This window comes from Pseudomonas sp. SWRI111 (genome assembly GCF_014268555.1).
Classification (GTDB): domain Bacteria; phylum Pseudomonadota; class Gammaproteobacteria; order Pseudomonadales; family Pseudomonadaceae; genus Aquipseudomonas; species Aquipseudomonas hamedanensis.
The window spans coordinates 438,917-455,701 of sequence record NZ_JABWQQ010000001.1 but is presented as its reverse complement, the minus strand read 5'-3'; the positions used below and the strand labels follow the sequence as shown (position 1 = coordinate 455,701).

The following is a 16,785-nucleotide window of genomic DNA, read 5'->3' as shown; positions in this document are numbered from 1 at the left end:
GCCATGAACCTTGCCGAACAACCTGAACAGTCGCCGATTCTCACTGCACAAAATGTTGTCGAACTGTCGCCACAGCTTCGACCCACACTGGTGTGCCTGTCTCACTTGCGCTGGGGTTTTGTCTTCCAGCGACCGCAGCACGTGATGTCGCGTCTGGCGAAAAACTACGACGTGATCTTCTTTGAAGAACCGGTGATTTCGCCTGGCGATACGCCCTGGCTGGACACCTCGACCCCGGCAGAAGGAATCCAGGTGGTGGTCCCGCACATGCCCGAGGGCTTGAGTCCTGAAGCCGTCGTGCAGGCGCAGCGCAGTTTGCTTGACCAGTTGCTGGCCGGACGCGCGCAGGGCGAGCTTCTGCTCTGGTATTTCACGCCGATGAGCCTGGCTTTTACTGATCACCTGGACGCTCAGGTCACGGTCTACGACTGCATGGATGAGTTGTCGGCGTTCAAGGGCGCACCGGCGCAACTGATCGACATGGAACGGCTATTGATGGGCAGGGCGGACGTCGTGTTCACCGGCGGCGTCAGTTTGTGGGAGGTCAAGCAACGCCAGCATGGCAACGCTTACCCGGTGCCCAGCAGTGTCGATATCGCGCACTTTGCGGTAGCGCGCCAGGCCTTGTCGGAACCGGCGGATCAGGCGCCGATCGCGCGGCCACGCCTGGGTTTTTTTGGCGTCATTGACGAGCGTTTCGATATCGAATTAATCGAGCAAGTGGCACAGCGGCGTGCCGACTGGCAAATCGTGTTGGTCGGGCCGGTCGTCAAGATCGACCCGCAGACGCTGCCGCAACGGCCGAACATTCATTACCTGGGCGCCAGGCAATACGCCGAGCTGCCGGCGTATCTCAGCGGTTGGGACGTGGCGCTGATGCCGTTCGCGCTCAACGCTTCCACGCGTTTTATCAGCCCGACCAAAACCCCGGAATATCTGGCCGGCGGCTGCCCGGTGGTGTCGACGCCGATCCACGACGTCATCAGCGGCTACGGGCAAAGCGGCGCCGTGTTCATCGCGGGCACGGCCGAGGCGTTCATCGAAGCCATTGAACGCGCGTTGGCGCTCAAAGGCACCGACGAATTTCTGCAAAAAGCCAACGCGGCCATTGATGGCATGTCTTGGGACAACACCTGCCGTTTCATGAAGGAGCAGATCGAATGCCTCAGATAACCCTTGAAGCCGCCCGATCGGGCCCATCCCGCCAAGGCGCAGACGGTGCCTATGACTACCTTATCGTGGGTGCCGGGTTTGCCGGCAGTGTCATCGCCGAACGGCTGGCCGAAGGTCTCGGTCGCCAAGTGTTGCTGATCGATCGTCGCGATCACATCGCCGGCAACGCCTACGACCACTACGATGCGGCTGGCCTGCTGGTGCACCGATACGGTCCGCACATTTTTCATACCAACGCCCAGCGCATCGTCGACTACCTGTCGCGCTTCACCCAGTGGCGCCCCTACGAGCACCGGGTGCTGGCGAAGGTTGACGGTCAGTTGCTGCCGATCCCGATCAATCTGGCGACGCTCAACGCGCTCTACGGTTTGTCGATGACGTCGGCACAGGCCGAACAATTTCTGGCCGAGCGCGCGGAACCGGTGGCGACGATTCGCACCTCCGAGGACGTGGTGGTCAACCAGATCGGTCGCGAACTGTATGAAAAATTCTTTCGCGGCTATACCCGCAAGCAGTGGGGGCTCGATCCTTCGGCGCTGGACAAGTCGGTCACCTCGCGGGTGCCGACTCGCACCAATGAAGACGATCGTTATTTCACCGACACGTTCCAGATCATGCCCCGGGACGGTTACACGCGGATGTTCGAGCGGATGATCGATCATCCGCGAATCGATCTGCTGTTGAGCACCGACTTCAAGCAAGTGCGCCATGCCGTGAAGTTCAGGCACGTTATCTACTGCGGGCCGATCGATGAATATTTCGATTTTCAGTTGGGTCGCTTGCCCTATCGTTCGTTGCGCTTCGAACACCAGACGCTGGAGCAGGAACGCTATCAACCGGTGGCGGTGGTCAATTTTCCCGACCCCGAGGTGCGGTACACGCGCATCACCGAGTACAAACATCTGACCGGGCAGACTCATCCGCGTACCAGCATCAGTTACGAATTTCCCTGTGACGACGGCGATCCCTATTACCCCGTGCCACGGCCTGAAAATGCCGAGTTGTACAAACGCTATCGGGCGCTCGCGGAGCAAACGCCGAACGTGACGTTTCTCGGTCGCCTGGGCACCTACAAGTACTACAACATGGATCAGGTCGTCGGGCAGGCGCTCGCGCTGTACCGCGATATCGAAGCGCAGAGCGCAGCGTTGCCGGCCGAAGCGGGGCTGGACGCCTGATGACGGCACAGTCGAAGGGTGACGGACGCGAACCCGCCGAGCGTGTGCATCGCACGCTCTTCGACAGCTTCGTGATGGCCGGCTACGAGTGTTCCAGTCATCGGCGCCGGGATGGCCGGCGTCTGGACTTGCTCTGCAGCACAGGCCATGCGCAATGGGCGGACAGGGATTATCGGCATCTGAGCGATTTGAATATCCGTTGCGCGCGGGACGGACTGCGCTGGCACTTGATCGAGCGCAGTCCGGGTCGCTACGACTGGAGCAGTTTTCTGCCGATGCTCAAAGCGGCGCAAGGCCGGCAATTGCAAGTGGTCTGGGACCTCTGCCATTACGGCTACCCGGATCATCTGGACATCTGGCAGCCGTCCTTCGTCGAGCACTTCGCCCGGTTCGCCGGGGCCGTAGCGCGATTGATGATCGACGAGGGTGTCAGCGTGCCGTTTTACTCGCCGATCAACGAGATATCGTTCTGGAGTTGGGCGGGGGGCGACGTCGGTTATTTCAACCCCGGCGCCCAGGGACGCGGGCAAGAACTCAAGCACCAGTTGGTGCGAGCAAGCATCGCCGCGATCGAAGCGATCCGAGCGCACGCGCCTGCTGCGCGGTTCGTGCAGTGCGACCCGTTGATCAACGTCATCTCGGCTTCGCGGCGCAGCGAGGACAGGGAACACGCCGAGCGCTACCGGCTGGCACAGTTCGAAGCCTGGGATTTGCTCACCGGGCGCCAATGGCCCGGACTGGGCGGACAAGAGCATTACCTGGACATCATCGGCGCGAACTTTTACCCGCATAACCAGTGGTATTTCGAGGGGGCTCGGATCCAGCGCGGTGAGCCGGATTACCGCCCGCTGGCCGGCATGCTCAAAGAGCTGCATCAACGTTACCAGCGACCGTTACTGATTTCAGAAACCGGGGCGGAGGATCTCGAGCGGGTGCCCTGGCTGCGTTATGTCGTCGATCAAGTGCGGTTGGCGCTCGAGCGTGGGGTGCCGGTGCAAGGCATTTGTTGGTATCCGTTTCTCGATTATCCAGGCTGGGATGACGACCGTTATTGCCCCACCGGCGTCTTCGGCTATCCCGATGGCGAAGGTGAGCGCGCAGGTTTTCATCCGTTGTGCGTCGAGCTTGCGCAGGTTGACGCGCAGATCAACGCGTGTTCGCACGGCGTTGATGGCAGGCAGCGGGAGCGTTGGCAGCGATGAACTTTCAGCACTTGCGTGACGCGCCATTGCCAGCCACCGCCAGCGCATTTTTATGGCGTTACGTCAGGGTGCGTCCGTTTCATTTCAGCGCCATGTTGTCGCTGGTGATTGGCGCTGCGTGTTGTGCGGTGGCGGTGCAGTACGGCATGAAAATGCTCGTCGATGCGATGGCCGGAGACGCGCAGACCGAGCAAGTGTGGCGCGCGTTCAGCCTGTTCATCGCGTTGATCGTTGTCGAAAATGTGCTGTGGCGCCTGGGCGGCTGGGTGGGTTGTCACACCGTGGTCGGCAGTTGCGCGGATTTGCGCGTGGATCTTTTTCATCACCTGACCGGCCACCCGATGCGCTATTTCAAACGGCACTTCAGCGGGTCGTTGGCCAACCGGGTGGCCGCGGCGGGCGGTGCCGCCGATGTTGTCTACGGTGGTCTGGCGTGGCGCATCGTCCCGCCGTGTGTGGACTTTCTCGGTGCGGTGGTGGTGTTGTTTGCGGTCCGCGATTCCATGGCGCTGGCCTTGATCGTCTGCGTGTTGCTGGTGGCGGCATTGCTCACGGTGGTCGGCGTGCGCGGCCGGAATCGCCACATCGCTTTTGCCTCGCAGTCGGCGCGCGTCGGTGGCGAGATCGTCGACCTGGTGTCCAACGTCTGGACCATCAAGGCGTTCTCCGGCCGTGAACGCGAACGCCAGCGCCTGGAGCGCGAGATAGGCGTGGAGGCCCGCGCGCATCGGCGCAGCTGGATTTACCTGGAAAAGGCGCGGGTGCTGCACGATATCTGCCTGTCGATCATGGCCGGCGCGATGCTGGGGTGGGCGATCCTGTTGTGGCGCCAGGGTGAAGTCACCGCGGGCGATGTGGTGATGGTCAGCGCGCTGACGTTCCGCATCCTGCACGGCTCGCGCGACCTTGCGTTGGCGCTGGTCGACACCAGCCAGCAAATGGGTGTGATCGCCGAGACGCTCGGGATCATCGCTCAACCGCACGAGCTGCGCGATACGCCGCACGAGCTGGCACCGACGCGCGGCAGCATCAAACTGCTCGACGTCAGCTATGCCTACCCGGACGGCTGCCAGGTGTTCAAGCATTTCTTCCTCGACATTGCGGCCGGGCAAAGCGTTGGCATTGCCGGCACCTCCGGCTCGGGAAAGTCGACCTTGCTCAGCTTGTTGCAACGCCTGGATGACGTGCAAAGCGGCGTGATCCTTATCGACGACCGCGACATCCGTTCGGTCAGCCAGGACAGCTTGCGTCGACAGATTGCCGTCGTGCCGCAAGAGCCGGCTCTGTTCAATCGCAGCATTCTGGAAAACATCGGCTACGGCCAGCCCCACGCCACGGAGCAGCAGATTATCGATGCCGCGCGGCAGGCGTTCTGCGATGAGTTCGTGCAGGCCTTGCCCAACGGCTATCACACGTTGGTCGGTGAGCGTGGGGTGACACTTTCCGGTGGCCAGCGTCAGCGCCTGGGTCTGGCCCGGGCCTTTCTCAAGGACGCGCCGATTCTGATTCTCGACGAGGCGACGTCGGCGCTGGACTCGGATTCCGAAGCGATTATCCAGCGCGCCCTCACCAATCTTATGCGTGGCAGAACGGTGCTCGCGGTGGCGCACCGGCTCTCGACCATTGCCAGCTTCGATCGGGTGCTGGTCCTGGAGCGAGGCGAGATTGTGCAAGACGGCCCGCCTGATGAACTGCGCCTTCGCCAAGGTCGCTTTCGCACGCTCTGGCAGATGCAGGCGATGTTGCAGGAGCGCTGAGGGTTGTGCTGGTTTTGCCAGCTTCGCTGCGCTCGTCGGCAGGTCGGGGTGCTTCACCGCTCATCGGGTTTCAGCACAATAAAACCGATGTTTTTCCTCGATTTTCTGGTCATCTCCTTGAGACCGCAAACCTTTGCATACGGCCGTTTCGCTGTGAAACGCCATCCGTCGAGACAGCGGAATGGGCGGATCGCGGACGCAGTCGACTTTGAACAGCGGGCCTCGACAGCCATTGCGTGTTGACTGATGAAGGAGAGCAACTGATGACCAAAATTGACAATTTGCTGGACAACAAGGGCACCCCGCTGGACAAGCAGACGTTTACCTGGCGCGAACTGGCCGGCAAGCCGATCAGCAAGCTGGATGACGATGCGTTCACCCGCGTGCGGGTGATCCTGATGAATGGGGTAGAGTCCGACGCCCTGCGACTCAAGCATTTCGGGGCGCGATTTCACAAGGAACTGCAATTGCCGCTCGCGCAGATTCGCCGCGCCGAGCAGCATCAGATGACCTCGATCAACTGGCTGCTCTCGGCCGACCATTCGCCACTTGAAACCACAGTGGCCTATGAGCAAGTGGCGATAGAAGTCACGGCGGCGGTCGCACAAAACGAGCCGGATCCGTATCAGGCGCAGACTTACCGGTTTGGCCTGCTCGAAGACTTCGATCACTTGTATCGCTACGCGGCCATGCTCGACCGGCTCGAAGGCAAGGATGCCAATAATATCCTGCAAGGCTACACGGACCTGGTGCCCGGTCGGCCGACCAGCGAGCACCATCGCGCACCCGGCGACGACTTGCGCGATAACTACGAAAAAGACAGCGCGGCGCTGATCACCAAAATCCATGCCGCGCTGATAACCGGCGCCGAATACCAGACCCATGATTACTACATGAACATCGGCCCGCTGTTTGCTGACCCGGTGGCGCGTGCCCTGTACGCCGAGATCGCCTCCGTCGAAGAGCAACACGTCACCCAGTACGGGTCGTTGCAGGACCCCGCCGAGACGTTCATGGAAAAGTGGTTGGTCCACGAAGCGATGGAGGTCTACACCTACGCCAGTTGCGCCGAGCAGGAGGAAAACCCACGGTTGAAAGCGATGTGGGAACGTTTTGTCGACTACGAACTGGGGCACCTGAACCTTGCGTGTGAACTGTTCAAAAAGTACGAACGACGCGATCCCGCCGAAGTGCTCGCCGGGCCACTGCCGCGCATGATCGAGTTCAAGAGTCAGCGGGATTTCGTGCGTGAAACCTTGTCGCGCGAGGTTGACCTGCGTGCGCATGGCATCGATTACGTGCCCAAGGAACGCGAAGCACGGCCCTCCCTTGATTACCGCGCTCAGCTCAACAGCGAAGGCGTGCCCGCCAATATCGTCTCGGCCGGTTACACCTTTAAACCCGGTACGGAACTCAACGAAGTGGGAGAACAGCAATGAGCGAACCTCAAGTAACCCTCGGCACCAATCGCACCGGCGTTCAAACCTCGCCAGAAGGCACGGCTCGTCAACTGGAGGCGACCCGAATGTTTCCGGCCGATGTGCCGGGCGACATGAGCGACTACACCGCTGAACGTGAACGCGCGATTCGCGAGGCTGACCTGATCGGTTCGGTGCCGCCGCCGGCAACCACCAAAGGCATGGTCAAGACCGCGATAGACAAAACCATCGGCAAGGCCCCGGAAGTGCTGATCGACAAACTCGGCGAGCGTCTGGCGTTCGAGCGTACCGGCGTGCGCCTGTATGAAGCCATGGTCGCCAAGGCCACGTCGGCACCCGGCGCCGATCCAGCGCTGGTCGACACGCTACGGCAGATTCAGGCCGAGGAGCTGGAGCACATGAACATCGTGCGAGAAGCCATTGAAACCCTCGGCGGCGACCCCACTGCGATGACGCCGTGCGCGGACGTGGCCGGCGTCAAGGCGATGGGCGTGCTGCAAGTGTTGACCGATCCGCGCACCACCGTGTCGCAGTCGATGAGTGCGATCCTGACCATTGAACTGGAGGACAACGCGGCTTGGGAGTTGCTCATCGAACTGGCGCAGAAGGGCGGTCATCCGCTGATTGCCAAACGCTTCAAGCACGCACTGGACCAGGAAGAAACACACCTGGCCACGGTTCGCCAGATCATTCGCAAAGACCTGCTCGACCAAGTGAGCTGAGCCGTGTGCAACGCGTGGTTTCACATCGAACGTGATGTGAAACCACCGACTCGAGAAGGACACCGCCGTGAGTGAAACCGATCTTGAAATGGAACTGAAAGCGTGGCGCCTGTTGCTGGAAGACGACGCCTATCGCCTGGATTTTCCGGAGGATTATCACCGCACGCTGATTTCGCGGGCCGACGAATTGCTGCTGCACGAGTGGATCACTCGCGACGACTGGCAATTGCTGAAAAACGCGGCGGACGACGCCTATGAATTCACCGTGCAAAGCCTTGCGCGCGAACAGCGAGATTGCCTGAAGACCTCGTCGCTACGGTTGCCGAAAGGTCCCGCAGGATCCGGCATAGCCTCAGAGGAGAATGACGATGACTGACGAAAACACGGACCCCAGCACGCGGAGTATTTCACCATGCAAGTACAAGTAGACAGTAACCATATCGAAGGCAGCGCCGAACTGCAGGAGTGGGTGGGCAGCCTGGTGGTCGATGAGCTGGACCGCTACTCATCGTATTTGACCCGGCTGGAAATTCACGTTGGCGATGTCAATGCGCAAAAAGCCGGAGCGCAGGACAAGCGCTGCCAGATCGAGGCCCATCCCAAGGGGCACACCTCGCTTTCGGCCACCCATCACGCCGAAAGCCTCGAGCTGGCCGTCGCCGGCGCGGCGAAGAAAATCAGCCATGCCCTTGAGCATCTCGTGGGGCGCTTGTCGCCGCGCGTCGAATCCACCGGACGCCTGACGGCACCGCCGGTGCGGGAAGATTCGCCAGCGGAAATCGACGCCCTGCTCGAGGACGAGTTCCTCGCCAAACAAGCTGATCTGGAGAAAGAGTAAGGAGTGTTGTCATGGCCCGGATTCAACCGTTTACCCACGAGACGCTGGGCACGCTGCTGGCGCTCAGTGGTCGTCTCAACCTCAGCCTGTTCATGCCGGCTCATCGAACCTTTCCGGAGCGCACGCAAGACCCGATCCGCTTCAAGAACCTGATCAGGCAACTGGAAGGTCTGCTTGAGGAACACAGTCCCGAGGCAGACAAGGATCGTCTGCTCGCGCCGTTTCATCAGCTGCTGGACGATCAGGCGTTCTGGAACACCTGCCCGGCGTCCATTGCAGTGTTCGCTGGCGATGAGCATTTCATTGTTCTGGGGCTGCAGCAGGCGGTGCGGGAAATTGTCATTGTCAACAGCCACCCGTATCTCAAACCGTTGCTGCGGCTGGTGCCGGTGACTGATCGCTGCCAGGTGCTCTGCCTGTCCCGTGACAGCGTGCGGATGTACCAAGGCACGGCGCAGCAAATGGAGGAGGTCGAGCTGCCTGCCGCGGTTCCCACCCGTCAGGTCGACGCGCTTGGCGACGAACTGACGCCGCGCGATCAACAGGGCCACCCCGACGGTTTCAGCGGTGGCGGCGAGCGCGGTGACCCGATGATGCATGAGTCGGGCGGCGGCGGTAAGCAAGACGAAATCAACATCGACCGCGAGCGCTTCTTCCGCGCTGTCGACAAGGCGATTACCGAACACTGCTCACGCCAGTGCTGTCTGCCGCTGGTGCTGGTCGCTCTGGCGGAAAACCAGGCGGTTTTTCGTGCCGTAAGCCATAACCCGTTTCTGTTGCCTGATGGCATCGAGCGCGATCCGGCGACGTTGCAGCCAGCGCAGCTCGCCGCGACTTGCGCAACCCTGTTGCGCCAGCGCCACGACGATGCACTGGACAAAGCGTTCGATCGCTTTGGTGTGGCGCTCGGTCAAGGGACCGCAGGGCGCGATTTGCCGGACATTGCCAAAGCAGCGGCAGAGGGCAGGGTGGCTTTGTTGCTGGTTGAAGCCGAACGTGAGATTGCCGGCACCCTGGCGGCCAATGCAATCAATCGCGACGCGTCGCCCAGCGCAAAAATTCATTCGGAGGACATACTCGACGAGCTGATTCTGGCGGTGATCCGCCAGGGCGGCGAGGTGGTGGTTGTACCGCCCGAGCGCTCGATGCCGACCGAGACGGGCGCAGCCGCCGTTTACCGTTACTGATCACTCGGGCCGAATGCCGGCGCAAGGATTTCAATCCTCGCGCCGGCATGGTCGATTCTTTTCAATGGGAGGTGACGAGCCACGGCCGGCGCTTGTTCCAAGCGCCGCACAGTTTTTCACAGATGAAGGTTCACTATCGGTTACAAAGTGTGGCTAAAATGCCACCTTTTCACCGAGCGTCCGGTTACGGCGCGGGCCAGGGACGTGCCATGTGTATTCAGACCGCTGCATAAGACGCTGGGCCTCAGGCCGCCGGGGCGCGCAGTTTGTTCACTTCTGACGTGTGACGATTTCCGTGAAACTCATCATTGCTGCTATCTATGTCATTTCCATTGCCTACGTTCATTTGCGTGGACGTGTCCGCCACAAGCTGGGACGGCAACTGAGTGACCACTCGACGTTTCTCGCGCCGATCAACTGCTTCCTTTATCTGTTCTCGAAAATCCCCAACAAGCCATATCTGGATCCGGCGGATTTCCCCGATCTGCGCCCACTGCAGGCGCACTGGGAAGAGATTCGCGCCGAAGGTCAGAACCTGTTGCGTGCTGGCGAGATCAAGCGCTCGAACCAGTACGACGATGTCGGCTTCAACTCGTTTTTCAAGACTGGCTGGAAACGTTTCTACCTGAAGTGGTACGGCGACAGCCATCCTTCGGCGATGAAACTGTGTCCGCGCACCACTGAACTGGTGCAGGGCATCGGGTCGATCAAAGCGGCGATGTTTGCCGAACTGCCACCGGGTTCGAAACTGGTGCGCCACCGCGACCCTTATGCAGGTTCCTACCGCTATCATCTGGGCCTGGACACGCCGAACGACGCCGGTTGCTACATCAATGTCGACGGTGAGAATTACCACTGGCGCGATGGCGAAGCGGTGATGTTCGATGAGACGTTTATCCATTACGCGGAAAACACCACCGACAAAAACCGCATCATTCTGTTCTGCGACATCGAGCGCCCGATGAAGTATCGCTGGGCGGCGGCATTCAACGGCTGGTTCAGCCGTACCGTAATGTCGGCGGCAGGTGCGCCGAACGATGCCGGCGACAAGACTGGCGGCATCAACCGCTTGTTCACCAAAATCTACAAGATTCGCTTGCGTGGCAAAGAGTTGAAGAAACGTAATCGCACGCGGTATTACCTGGAGAAATGGGCGATTTTCGCTGGGTTGCTGGCGATCTTCATTCTGATCTGATTCCTTGGTTGGCCTTGCTGGCCCCTTCGCGAGCAAGCCCGCTCCCACATTGGTCTTGAGTCGGATGCAGCATCGGCATTCACCCAAATCTACTGTGGGAGCGAGCCTTCTCGCGAACGGGCCATTCGCTTCAAAGCATTAACCACCTGACGCCTTCCTGGTCTTCTTCGCCGGCGCCGCCTTAGCGCTTGATTTGGCCTTGGGCTTGGCCGGTGCTTTCCCGCCAAGACTGCGTTTAAGCAGCTCGGTCAGATCGATAACATCGGCCGTCTTGCGCTCTTCCTGGCCAGCCTCTGTCTCGACGTCCTCGATCTTGCCTTCGTGGGCCTTCTTCTCGACCAGGGCCATGATCTTGTCTTCGAATTCATCCTTGTAGTCTTCGGGACTCCAGTCGCCGCTCATGTCTTCCACCAGACGTTTGGCCATGTCCAGCTCACCCTTGGCCAACTGCGGCTTGGTCACTTCGCTGCCCAATGCCAGCTCATCGAGGCTGCGCACTTCCTGCGGCCAGCGTAATTTCACCAGCACCAGCGCCGACTCCAGTGGCATCAATGCCGCGAGGTATTGCCGCGTATGCAGCACCACACGGGCGAGGGCCACCTTGTTTGTCTTGCTCAGGGTTTCTCGCAGCAAGGCATAGACCTTGCCACCGCGCTTGTCGGGGGCCAGGTAGTAAGGCGTGTCGATGTTTTGCAGGGGAATCTGCTCGGCGTCGACGAAGGAAAAGATGTCGATGGTTTGCGTCGACACCGGATGTGCCGAGCGGATTTCCTCTTCGCTGAGCACCACATAACGGCCCTTTTCGTAGGCGACACCCTTGACGATGTTTTCCTTGGTCACTTCCTTGCCGGTGACCTTGTTGATGCGTTTGTAGCCGACCGGGTCCATGCTGCGACTGTCGAGCCAATCGAAGTCCACGCCTTGCGAGGATGTCGCTGAAACCAGCGCAACAGGGATGTGTACCAGTCCGAAGCTGATTGCGCCTTTCCAGATTGCCCGAGCCATGGTCAGTTCTCCGAGTGATGATCGGATGACCTGCGGCCGTTACGGAAAGTTTCCCCGGAATGCAGGGTTGACCGTCACTTGGTCAAGTCGTGTTACATGTTGTTTAAGGCTGACGGGTTAACAAATCCGAACCCTGAGCGTAGCGTGGGCTCGAAGGCTCTATCCCCGGTCCATCGAGAGGCAGCGTCATGAACCGAATCGTGCTTGGTATCGTCGTCCTGGCCCTCAGTGGCGGTCTGGTTCAGGCGGACATCCTGTTGGCTCAAAGCCCAACCGGCGACAGCAACAATCCCTATAACAGCCCGATCCGCCGGGCCAACCCCAACAGCATGCAGGGCACCCAGCCGAGCACGCCCCCGGTCCGCGCCCCCAATACCGTGCCGACGCCCCGTCAGCCCACCCTGGAAAACCGCGGGGTTGGCAACGGTCAGCCGATTCGCTCGGTGCCGGCCAAACCGCCAACCTTCATTCCCAACCCGCCCCCGCGGGATACCGGCAGCAACCGTTGAACGGCAGGACTGCGGTTCTGTCAGCCTTTCAAGTGAACAAAAGGAATCGTGCATGTTGCGTAAAACCCTTCTAGCCACACTGTGTGCCGGCGCGCTGATCAGCACGCCGGGATTTGCCGCCGTGCCCAAAGAGCTGAACAGCGAACAGGGCACGCTCGAAGTCACCACCGTTGCCGCAGGGCTTGAACATCCCTGGGCGCTGGCTTTTCTGCCGGACCGTCAAGGCATGCTGGTGACCGAGCGGCCGGGCAATCTGCGCGTGGTGACTGCCGACGGGAAGCTGTCGGCGCCAATTTCCGGCGTGCCGCAGGTCTGGGCCAAGGGGCAGGGCGGTTTGCTCGATGTGGTGCTGTCGCCGGACTTCAAAGAGGATCGCCTGGTCTATCTGTCGTACGCCGAGGGCGGCGGCGCGGGAAACAAGGCTGGCACCGCGGTTGGGCGCGGGCGCCTGTCCGATGACTTGAAGAGTTTGAAGGATTTCAAGGTGATCTTCCGTCAGGAGCCGAAGCTCTCGGTGGGCAATCACTTCGGCTCGCGGCTGGTGTTTGACCGCGACGGTTATCTGTTCATCACCCTGGGCGAGAACAACGACCGGCCCACCGCGCAGGATCTCGACAAGCTGCAAGGCAAGATCGTACGCCTCTACCCGGACGGCAAGGTGCCGAACGACAACCCCTTTGTCGGCCAATCCGGTGTGCGCCCCGAGATCTGGGCCTATGGCCTGCGTAACCCGCAAGGCGCGGCGCTTAACCCGTGGACCGGCACGCTGTGGGAAAACGAACACGGCCCGCGCGGTGGCGATGAAGTGAACATCATCGAGCGCGGAAAGAACTACGGCTGGCCGCTGGCAACCCATGGTATCAACTACTCGATGCAGCCCATCCCCGAAGCGCAGGGCAAGACTGTCGAAGGGGCGGTGGCGCCGCACCATGTCTGGGAGAAGTCACCGGGTGTCACAGGCATGACGTTCTATGATGCTGACCGCTTCAAACCGTGGCAGCACAACGCGTTCATCGGCGCGCTGGTCACTCAGGAGCTGATCCGCCTGCAGTTCGACGGCGACAAGGTGGTGCACGAAGAGCGCTTGCTGGGCGAGTTGAATCAGCGCATCCGCGATGTGCGACAAGGGCCGGATGGCTATCTGTATGTGCTGACGGATGAAGAGAATGGCTCGCTGTATAAGCTGGGGCTGAAGTGAGTTGAAAAATCGTTTGATTCGATGATTTATGTTGGATGATCTGGCGATTCGCGAGCAGGCTCACTCCCACATTGAAATGCATTTCAATGTGGGAGTGAGCCTGCTCGCGAAGAGGCCGGACTGGCTGGCGCAAGACGTCAGCCAGTCCCGTATTTGGCCGAACCGCCGCCCCACTGCCTTGTTATAGTTCGGGCCTCATTTCCCGCCCGGTAAAAGGAACACTGCCATGCCTCAATACTCCGCCTTCAGCGTCGAACTGGCCGATAACATCGCTCATGTGCAGATCAATCGTCCGGAAAAGATCAACTCGATGAACGCGGCATTCTGGAGCGAGATCATCGAAATCTTCCAGTGGATCGATGACACCGACGAAGTGCGCGTGGTGGTGCTCAGCGGCAATGGCAAGCATTTCTCCTCTGGCATTGATCTGATGATGCTCGCCGGCGTTGCCAATGAACTGGGCAAGGACGTTGGCCGCAACGCGCGTTTGCTGCGGCGCAAGATCCTTGCCCTGCAAGCCTCGTTCAATGCCGTCGACCACTGCCGCAAACCAGTACTGGCGGCGGTCCAGGGTTATTGCCTGGGCGGTGCGATCGACCTGATCGCCGCCTGTGACATGCGCTACGCCGCCGAAGATGCGCAGTTCTCGATCAAGGAAATCGATATCGGCATGGCCGCCGATGTTGGCACTTTGCAACGGTTGCCGCGGATCATCGGAGACGGCATGCTGCGTGAACTGGCATACACCGGACGCACCTTCGGCGCTGACGAGGCCCGCAGCATCGGCTTGGTCAATCGCGTCTACAGCGACAAGGACGCGTTGCTTGAAGGCGTATTCGACATCGCCCGCGACATCGCTTCGAAGTCGCCGATTGCGGTCACCGGTACCAAGGAAATGATCAGCTACATGCGCGACCATCGCATCGACGACGGCCTCGAATACGTTGCCACCTGGAACGCCGCCATGCTGCAATCGAACGACTTGCGCGTGGCCATGGCCGCCCATATGAGCAAACAGAAACCCGAATTTCTGGACTGAGAAACCATGACATCTCGCTGGACCACCGCAGTACTGGACACCGACCAACCCGGCGGCTGGGCCGTCGCGCGCAGCCCCGAAGGCTTTCTGTTCGATGACAATGGCGCACTGTTTCCACGGCAGTGGCTCAAGCGTCAGGACCTCTGCGTCCTTGCCGAACACGGCATTGGCCATCTCGACGGCGAGCCGGTCTACCTGCTCGAACTGCACCGTTCAAGTGAGGTGCCGGGATGCGGCTGGAAAGGTTTGCGGGCGTTCATGCTGGAAGGCGACCAGACGATCTATAAAGTGCTTGGTTACGCCGCGCAGATCGGCACCTGGGCCCGTGAGCATCGCTTCTGTGGCAATTGCGGACAAGCCATGACGCAAGTGCCACGCGAGCGGGCGATGTATTGCCAACCGTGTGACTTGCGCAGTTATCCGCGGATTTCACCGAGCATGATCGTGCTGATCACTCGCGGCGACGAAATTCTCCTGGCGCGCTCGCCGCGCTTCGTCGCCGGTGTCTACAGCACGCTCGCCGGCTTTGCCGAGCCGGGCGAGTCGGCCGAAGACTGCCTGATTCGTGAAGTGCGCGAAGAAGTGCAGATCGAGGTAAAGAATATTCAGTACATGGGCAGCCAATGCTGGCCGTTCCCGCATTCGATGATGCTCGGCTTTCACGCTGAATACGCGGGCGGCGAGATTGTCTGCCAGGAAGATGAAATCGAAGACGCCCAGTGGTTCAACGTGCATGCGCTGCCGCCGTTGCCGGCGTCCAGATCGATTGCGCGCTACCTGATCGACGTCTACGTGGCGCGCCGCTTAGGCCACGCTGAACCAGTGCTGCCAGGCTAGGCGTACCGTCAGCCCGAGCACCACGGTGATGAATACCGGACGAATGAACTTGGCGCCGCCGCTGATCGCTGTGCGTGCGCCAAAGAACGCGCCGACCATGACCGACAGGCCCATGCACAGGCCGATGATCCAGTCGACCTGACCGGAAAATATAAATACCGACAACGCAGCAATGTTGCTGACGAAGTTCATGCTGCGCGCCACGCCACTGGCCTTGACCAGGTCGATCGGGTAGAGCAGCAGGCTGCTCACCGTCCAGAACGCGCCAGTGCCGGGACCGGCCACGCCGTCATAAAAGCCGAGGCTGAAGCCCTGGGTCGATTGCCATTTCTTTTTGATCGGCGCGTCACTGTCCAGCGGCGCTTTCGGCGTGCCGCCAAACAACAAATACAGGCCACAGGCGAAGACGATCACCGGAAGCATTTTGTTCAGCCACTCCGCCGGCAAGTAATGAGCGACGATGGCCCCGGTGAGCGCGCCGACCAGGGTGCCGACAATCGCATGGGTCCACTGTCGCGGGTGGAACAGTTTGCGTTTGTAGAAGGTGAAACTGGCGGTGGCCGAACCGAATGTTGAACTGAGCTTATTGGTGCCCAGTACCAGATGCGGCGGCAGGCCGGCGGTCAGCAGGGCTGGCGTGGTCAACAGACCGCCACCACCGGCGATGGCATCGATGAAACCGGCAAGGAAGGCGACAGCGGCCAGGATGGCCAGGGTGGTGAGGTCAACGCTGAGTTCGAAGGGCATGGAGTCGGCTTATTCGGCAGGGCGCAGAACGTGGGCTGCGGGGAGGGCTGCCATGTTACTCATTTCCAGGTGTTGCGGCGAGCCGTCGGGCCTCTTCGCGAGCAGGCTCGCTCCCATGGGTGCTGTGTCGTACACAAAGTGCATATTCGCCAGATGACCATTGTAGGAGTGAGCCTGCTCGCGATGGCGGTGTGTCAGATGAGGAAATCTCACAGATATATCGCAATCGCGAGCAGGCTCACTCCTACATGGGATTTGTGTTCGCCTTAGAGGCCCAGTTCGGTAAGCCCCGGATGCTCATCCGGGCGGCGGCCCAGTGGCCAGTGGAACTTGCGTTCGCTTTCCTTGATCGGCATGTCGTTGATGCACGCATAACGCTGAAACATCAGACCGTTCTCGTCGAACTCCCAGTTCTCGTTGCCATAGGAACGGAACCAGTTGCCCGAATCGTCGTGCCATTCATAGGCATAGCGCACCGCGATTCGGGTGTCGGAGTAAGCCCACAGCTCTTTGATAAGCCGGTAGTCAAGTTCCCTGGCCCACTTGCGGGTCAAAAAAGCCTTGGCTTCTTCACGGTTGTTGGCGAACTCGGCGCGGTTGCGCCATTGGGTGTCGAGGGTATAGGCCAGCGAGACCTTTTCCGGATCACGGGAATTCCAGCCGTCTTCGGCCAGACGCACTTTTTCGATGGCCGACTCACGGTTGAACGGGGGTAATGGCGGACGTACCTGGGCTGCAGCAGACATATCAGTCTCCCGA

General features: G+C 60.4%; 17 protein-coding genes. 14 read left to right on the top strand and 3 right to left on the bottom strand.

Translation table 11 applies throughout. From position 1 onward, the window contains the following. The first annotated feature begins 3 nt into the window (after positions 1-3). From HU755_RS01875 to lpxO, 10 genes are all read left to right on the top strand, one after another. Positions 4-1,173 carry a glycosyltransferase family 1 protein gene (locus HU755_RS01875; protein WP_186630389.1) on the top strand — a complete coding sequence of 390 codons (1,170 nt, stop codon included), beginning with the start codon at positions 4-6 and terminating at the stop codon, positions 1,171-1,173. Continuing rightward, positions 1,161-2,351, top strand: a complete 1,191-nt coding sequence (gene glf, locus HU755_RS01870) for a UDP-galactopyranose mutase (protein ID WP_186630388.1) — start codon at positions 1,161-1,163, stop codon at positions 2,349-2,351. Before HU755_RS01875 ends, glf begins: the two co-directional genes overlap by 13 nt. Beyond that, positions 2,351-3,553, top strand: coding sequence for a beta-glucosidase (locus HU755_RS01865; RefSeq protein WP_186630387.1), 1,203 nt, complete (start codon positions 2,351-2,353; stop codon positions 3,551-3,553). Before glf ends, HU755_RS01865 begins: the two co-directional genes overlap by 1 nt. Further along, positions 3,550-5,310 (top strand): ABC transporter ATP-binding protein, encoded by a 1,761-nt coding sequence (locus HU755_RS01860; protein WP_186622337.1) that lies wholly within the window; start codon positions 3,550-3,552, stop codon positions 5,308-5,310. The genes HU755_RS01865 and HU755_RS01860 overlap by 4 nt, the downstream gene beginning before the upstream one ends. A 263-nt stretch (positions 5,311-5,573) precedes the next feature. Then, positions 5,574-6,749 (top strand): hypothetical protein, encoded by a 1,176-nt coding sequence (locus HU755_RS01855; RefSeq protein ID WP_186548105.1) that lies wholly within the window; start codon positions 5,574-5,576, stop codon positions 6,747-6,749. Then, entirely contained in the window at positions 6,746-7,471 is a 726-nt protein-coding gene (locus HU755_RS01850; RefSeq protein ID WP_186548107.1) for a DUF892 family protein, read from the top strand. Before HU755_RS01855 ends, HU755_RS01850 begins: the two co-directional genes overlap by 4 nt. Before the next feature lie 67 nt (positions 7,472-7,538). Next, a complete protein-coding gene (locus tag HU755_RS01845; protein WP_186630386.1) occupies positions 7,539-7,847 on the top strand; it encodes a hypothetical protein in 309 nt (102 codons plus the stop codon). 36 nt (positions 7,848-7,883) lie between these two features. After that, positions 7,884-8,309: an HPF/RaiA family ribosome-associated protein gene (locus tag HU755_RS01840; protein WP_186630385.1), complete on the top strand. Its 426-nt coding sequence runs from the start codon at positions 7,884-7,886 to the stop codon at positions 8,307-8,309. Positions 8,310-8,320: 11 nt separating this feature from the next. Further along, positions 8,321-9,496, top strand: a complete 1,176-nt coding sequence (locus HU755_RS01835; RefSeq protein WP_186630384.1) for a hypothetical protein — start codon at positions 8,321-8,323, stop codon at positions 9,494-9,496. A gap of 295 nt (positions 9,497-9,791) precedes the next feature. After that, entirely contained in the window at positions 9,792-10,691 is a 900-nt protein-coding gene (gene lpxO / locus HU755_RS01830; protein ID WP_186548115.1) for a lipid A hydroxylase LpxO, read from the top strand. Between the two features lie 138 nt (positions 10,692-10,829). On the opposite strand, the gene HU755_RS01825 is transcribed toward lpxO, so the two are convergent. Beyond that, positions 10,830-11,696: a Ku protein gene (locus tag HU755_RS01825; RefSeq protein WP_186622327.1), complete on the bottom strand. Its 867-nt coding sequence runs from the start codon at positions 11,694-11,696 to the stop codon at positions 10,830-10,832. Positions 11,697-11,884: 188 nt separating this feature from the next. Here HU755_RS01825 and HU755_RS01820 point away from each other — a divergent pair, with 188 nt between their 5' ends. The 4 genes from HU755_RS01820 (at position 11,885) to nudC (ending at position 15,279) form a co-directional block, all read left to right on the top strand. Further along, positions 11,885-12,205 (top strand): hypothetical protein, encoded by a 321-nt coding sequence (locus HU755_RS01820; protein ID WP_186630383.1) that lies wholly within the window; start codon positions 11,885-11,887, stop codon positions 12,203-12,205. A 52-nt stretch (positions 12,206-12,257) separates the two neighbouring features. Then, positions 12,258-13,403: a PQQ-dependent sugar dehydrogenase gene (locus tag HU755_RS01815; RefSeq protein WP_186630382.1), complete on the top strand. Its 1,146-nt coding sequence runs from the start codon at positions 12,258-12,260 to the stop codon at positions 13,401-13,403. A gap of 226 nt (positions 13,404-13,629) precedes the next feature. Beyond that, the gene (locus HU755_RS01810; protein WP_186630381.1) at positions 13,630-14,442 is read left to right on the top strand and encodes a crotonase/enoyl-CoA hydratase family protein; all 813 of its coding nucleotides are present in this window, start codon (positions 13,630-13,632) and stop codon (positions 14,440-14,442) included. A gap of 6 nt (positions 14,443-14,448) precedes the next feature. Next, entirely contained in the window at positions 14,449-15,279 is an 831-nt protein-coding gene (gene nudC, locus HU755_RS01805) for an NAD(+) diphosphatase (protein ID WP_186548125.1), read from the top strand. On the opposite strand, the gene HU755_RS01800 is transcribed toward nudC, so the two are convergent. Both HU755_RS01800 and HU755_RS01795 read right to left on the bottom strand, forming a co-directional pair. Further along, on the bottom strand, positions 15,247-16,026 hold the full coding sequence (locus tag HU755_RS01800; protein ID WP_186548128.1) for a TSUP family transporter: 780 nt from the start codon (positions 16,024-16,026) through the stop codon (positions 15,247-15,249). The genes nudC and HU755_RS01800 overlap by 33 nt on opposite strands. Positions 16,027-16,292: 266 nt before the next feature. Beyond that, positions 16,293-16,772, bottom strand: coding sequence for a nuclear transport factor 2 family protein (locus HU755_RS01795; protein WP_186630380.1), 480 nt, complete (start codon positions 16,770-16,772; stop codon positions 16,293-16,295). Positions 16,773-16,785: the final 13 nt, after the last annotated feature.

Excerpts from the sequence above, each read along its gene's own strand:
- HU755_RS01875 (WP_186630389.1), top strand. The coding sequence starts at position 4 with ATGAACCTTGCCGAACAACCTGAACAGTCGCCGATTCTCACTGCACAA.
- glf (WP_186630388.1), top strand. The coding sequence starts at position 1,161 with ATGCCTCAGATAACCCTTGAAGCCGCCCGATCGGGCCCATCCCGCCAA.
- HU755_RS01865 (WP_186630387.1), top strand. The coding sequence starts at position 2,351 with ATGACGGCACAGTCGAAGGGTGACGGACGCGAACCCGCCGAGCGTGTG.
- HU755_RS01860 (WP_186622337.1), top strand. The coding sequence starts at position 3,550 with ATGAACTTTCAGCACTTGCGTGACGCGCCATTGCCAGCCACCGCCAGC.
- HU755_RS01855 (WP_186548105.1), top strand. The coding sequence starts at position 5,574 with ATGACCAAAATTGACAATTTGCTGGACAACAAGGGCACCCCGCTGGAC.
- HU755_RS01850 (WP_186548107.1), top strand. The coding sequence starts at position 6,746 with ATGAGCGAACCTCAAGTAACCCTCGGCACCAATCGCACCGGCGTTCAA.
- HU755_RS01840 (WP_186630385.1), top strand. The coding sequence starts at position 7,884 with ATGCAAGTACAAGTAGACAGTAACCATATCGAAGGCAGCGCCGAACTG.
- HU755_RS01835 (WP_186630384.1), top strand. The coding sequence starts at position 8,321 with ATGGCCCGGATTCAACCGTTTACCCACGAGACGCTGGGCACGCTGCTG.
- HU755_RS01825 (WP_186622327.1), bottom strand. The coding sequence starts at position 11,696 with ATGGCTCGGGCAATCTGGAAAGGCGCAATCAGCTTCGGACTGGTACAC.
- HU755_RS01820 (WP_186630383.1), top strand. The coding sequence starts at position 11,885 with ATGAACCGAATCGTGCTTGGTATCGTCGTCCTGGCCCTCAGTGGCGGT.
- HU755_RS01815 (WP_186630382.1), top strand. The coding sequence starts at position 12,258 with ATGTTGCGTAAAACCCTTCTAGCCACACTGTGTGCCGGCGCGCTGATC.
- HU755_RS01810 (WP_186630381.1), top strand. The coding sequence starts at position 13,630 with ATGCCTCAATACTCCGCCTTCAGCGTCGAACTGGCCGATAACATCGCT.
- nudC (WP_186548125.1), top strand. The coding sequence starts at position 14,449 with ATGACATCTCGCTGGACCACCGCAGTACTGGACACCGACCAACCCGGC.
- HU755_RS01800 (WP_186548128.1), bottom strand. The coding sequence starts at position 16,026 with ATGCCCTTCGAACTCAGCGTTGACCTCACCACCCTGGCCATCCTGGCC.
- HU755_RS01795 (WP_186630380.1), bottom strand. The coding sequence starts at position 16,772 with ATGTCTGCTGCAGCCCAGGTACGTCCGCCATTACCCCCGTTCAACCGT.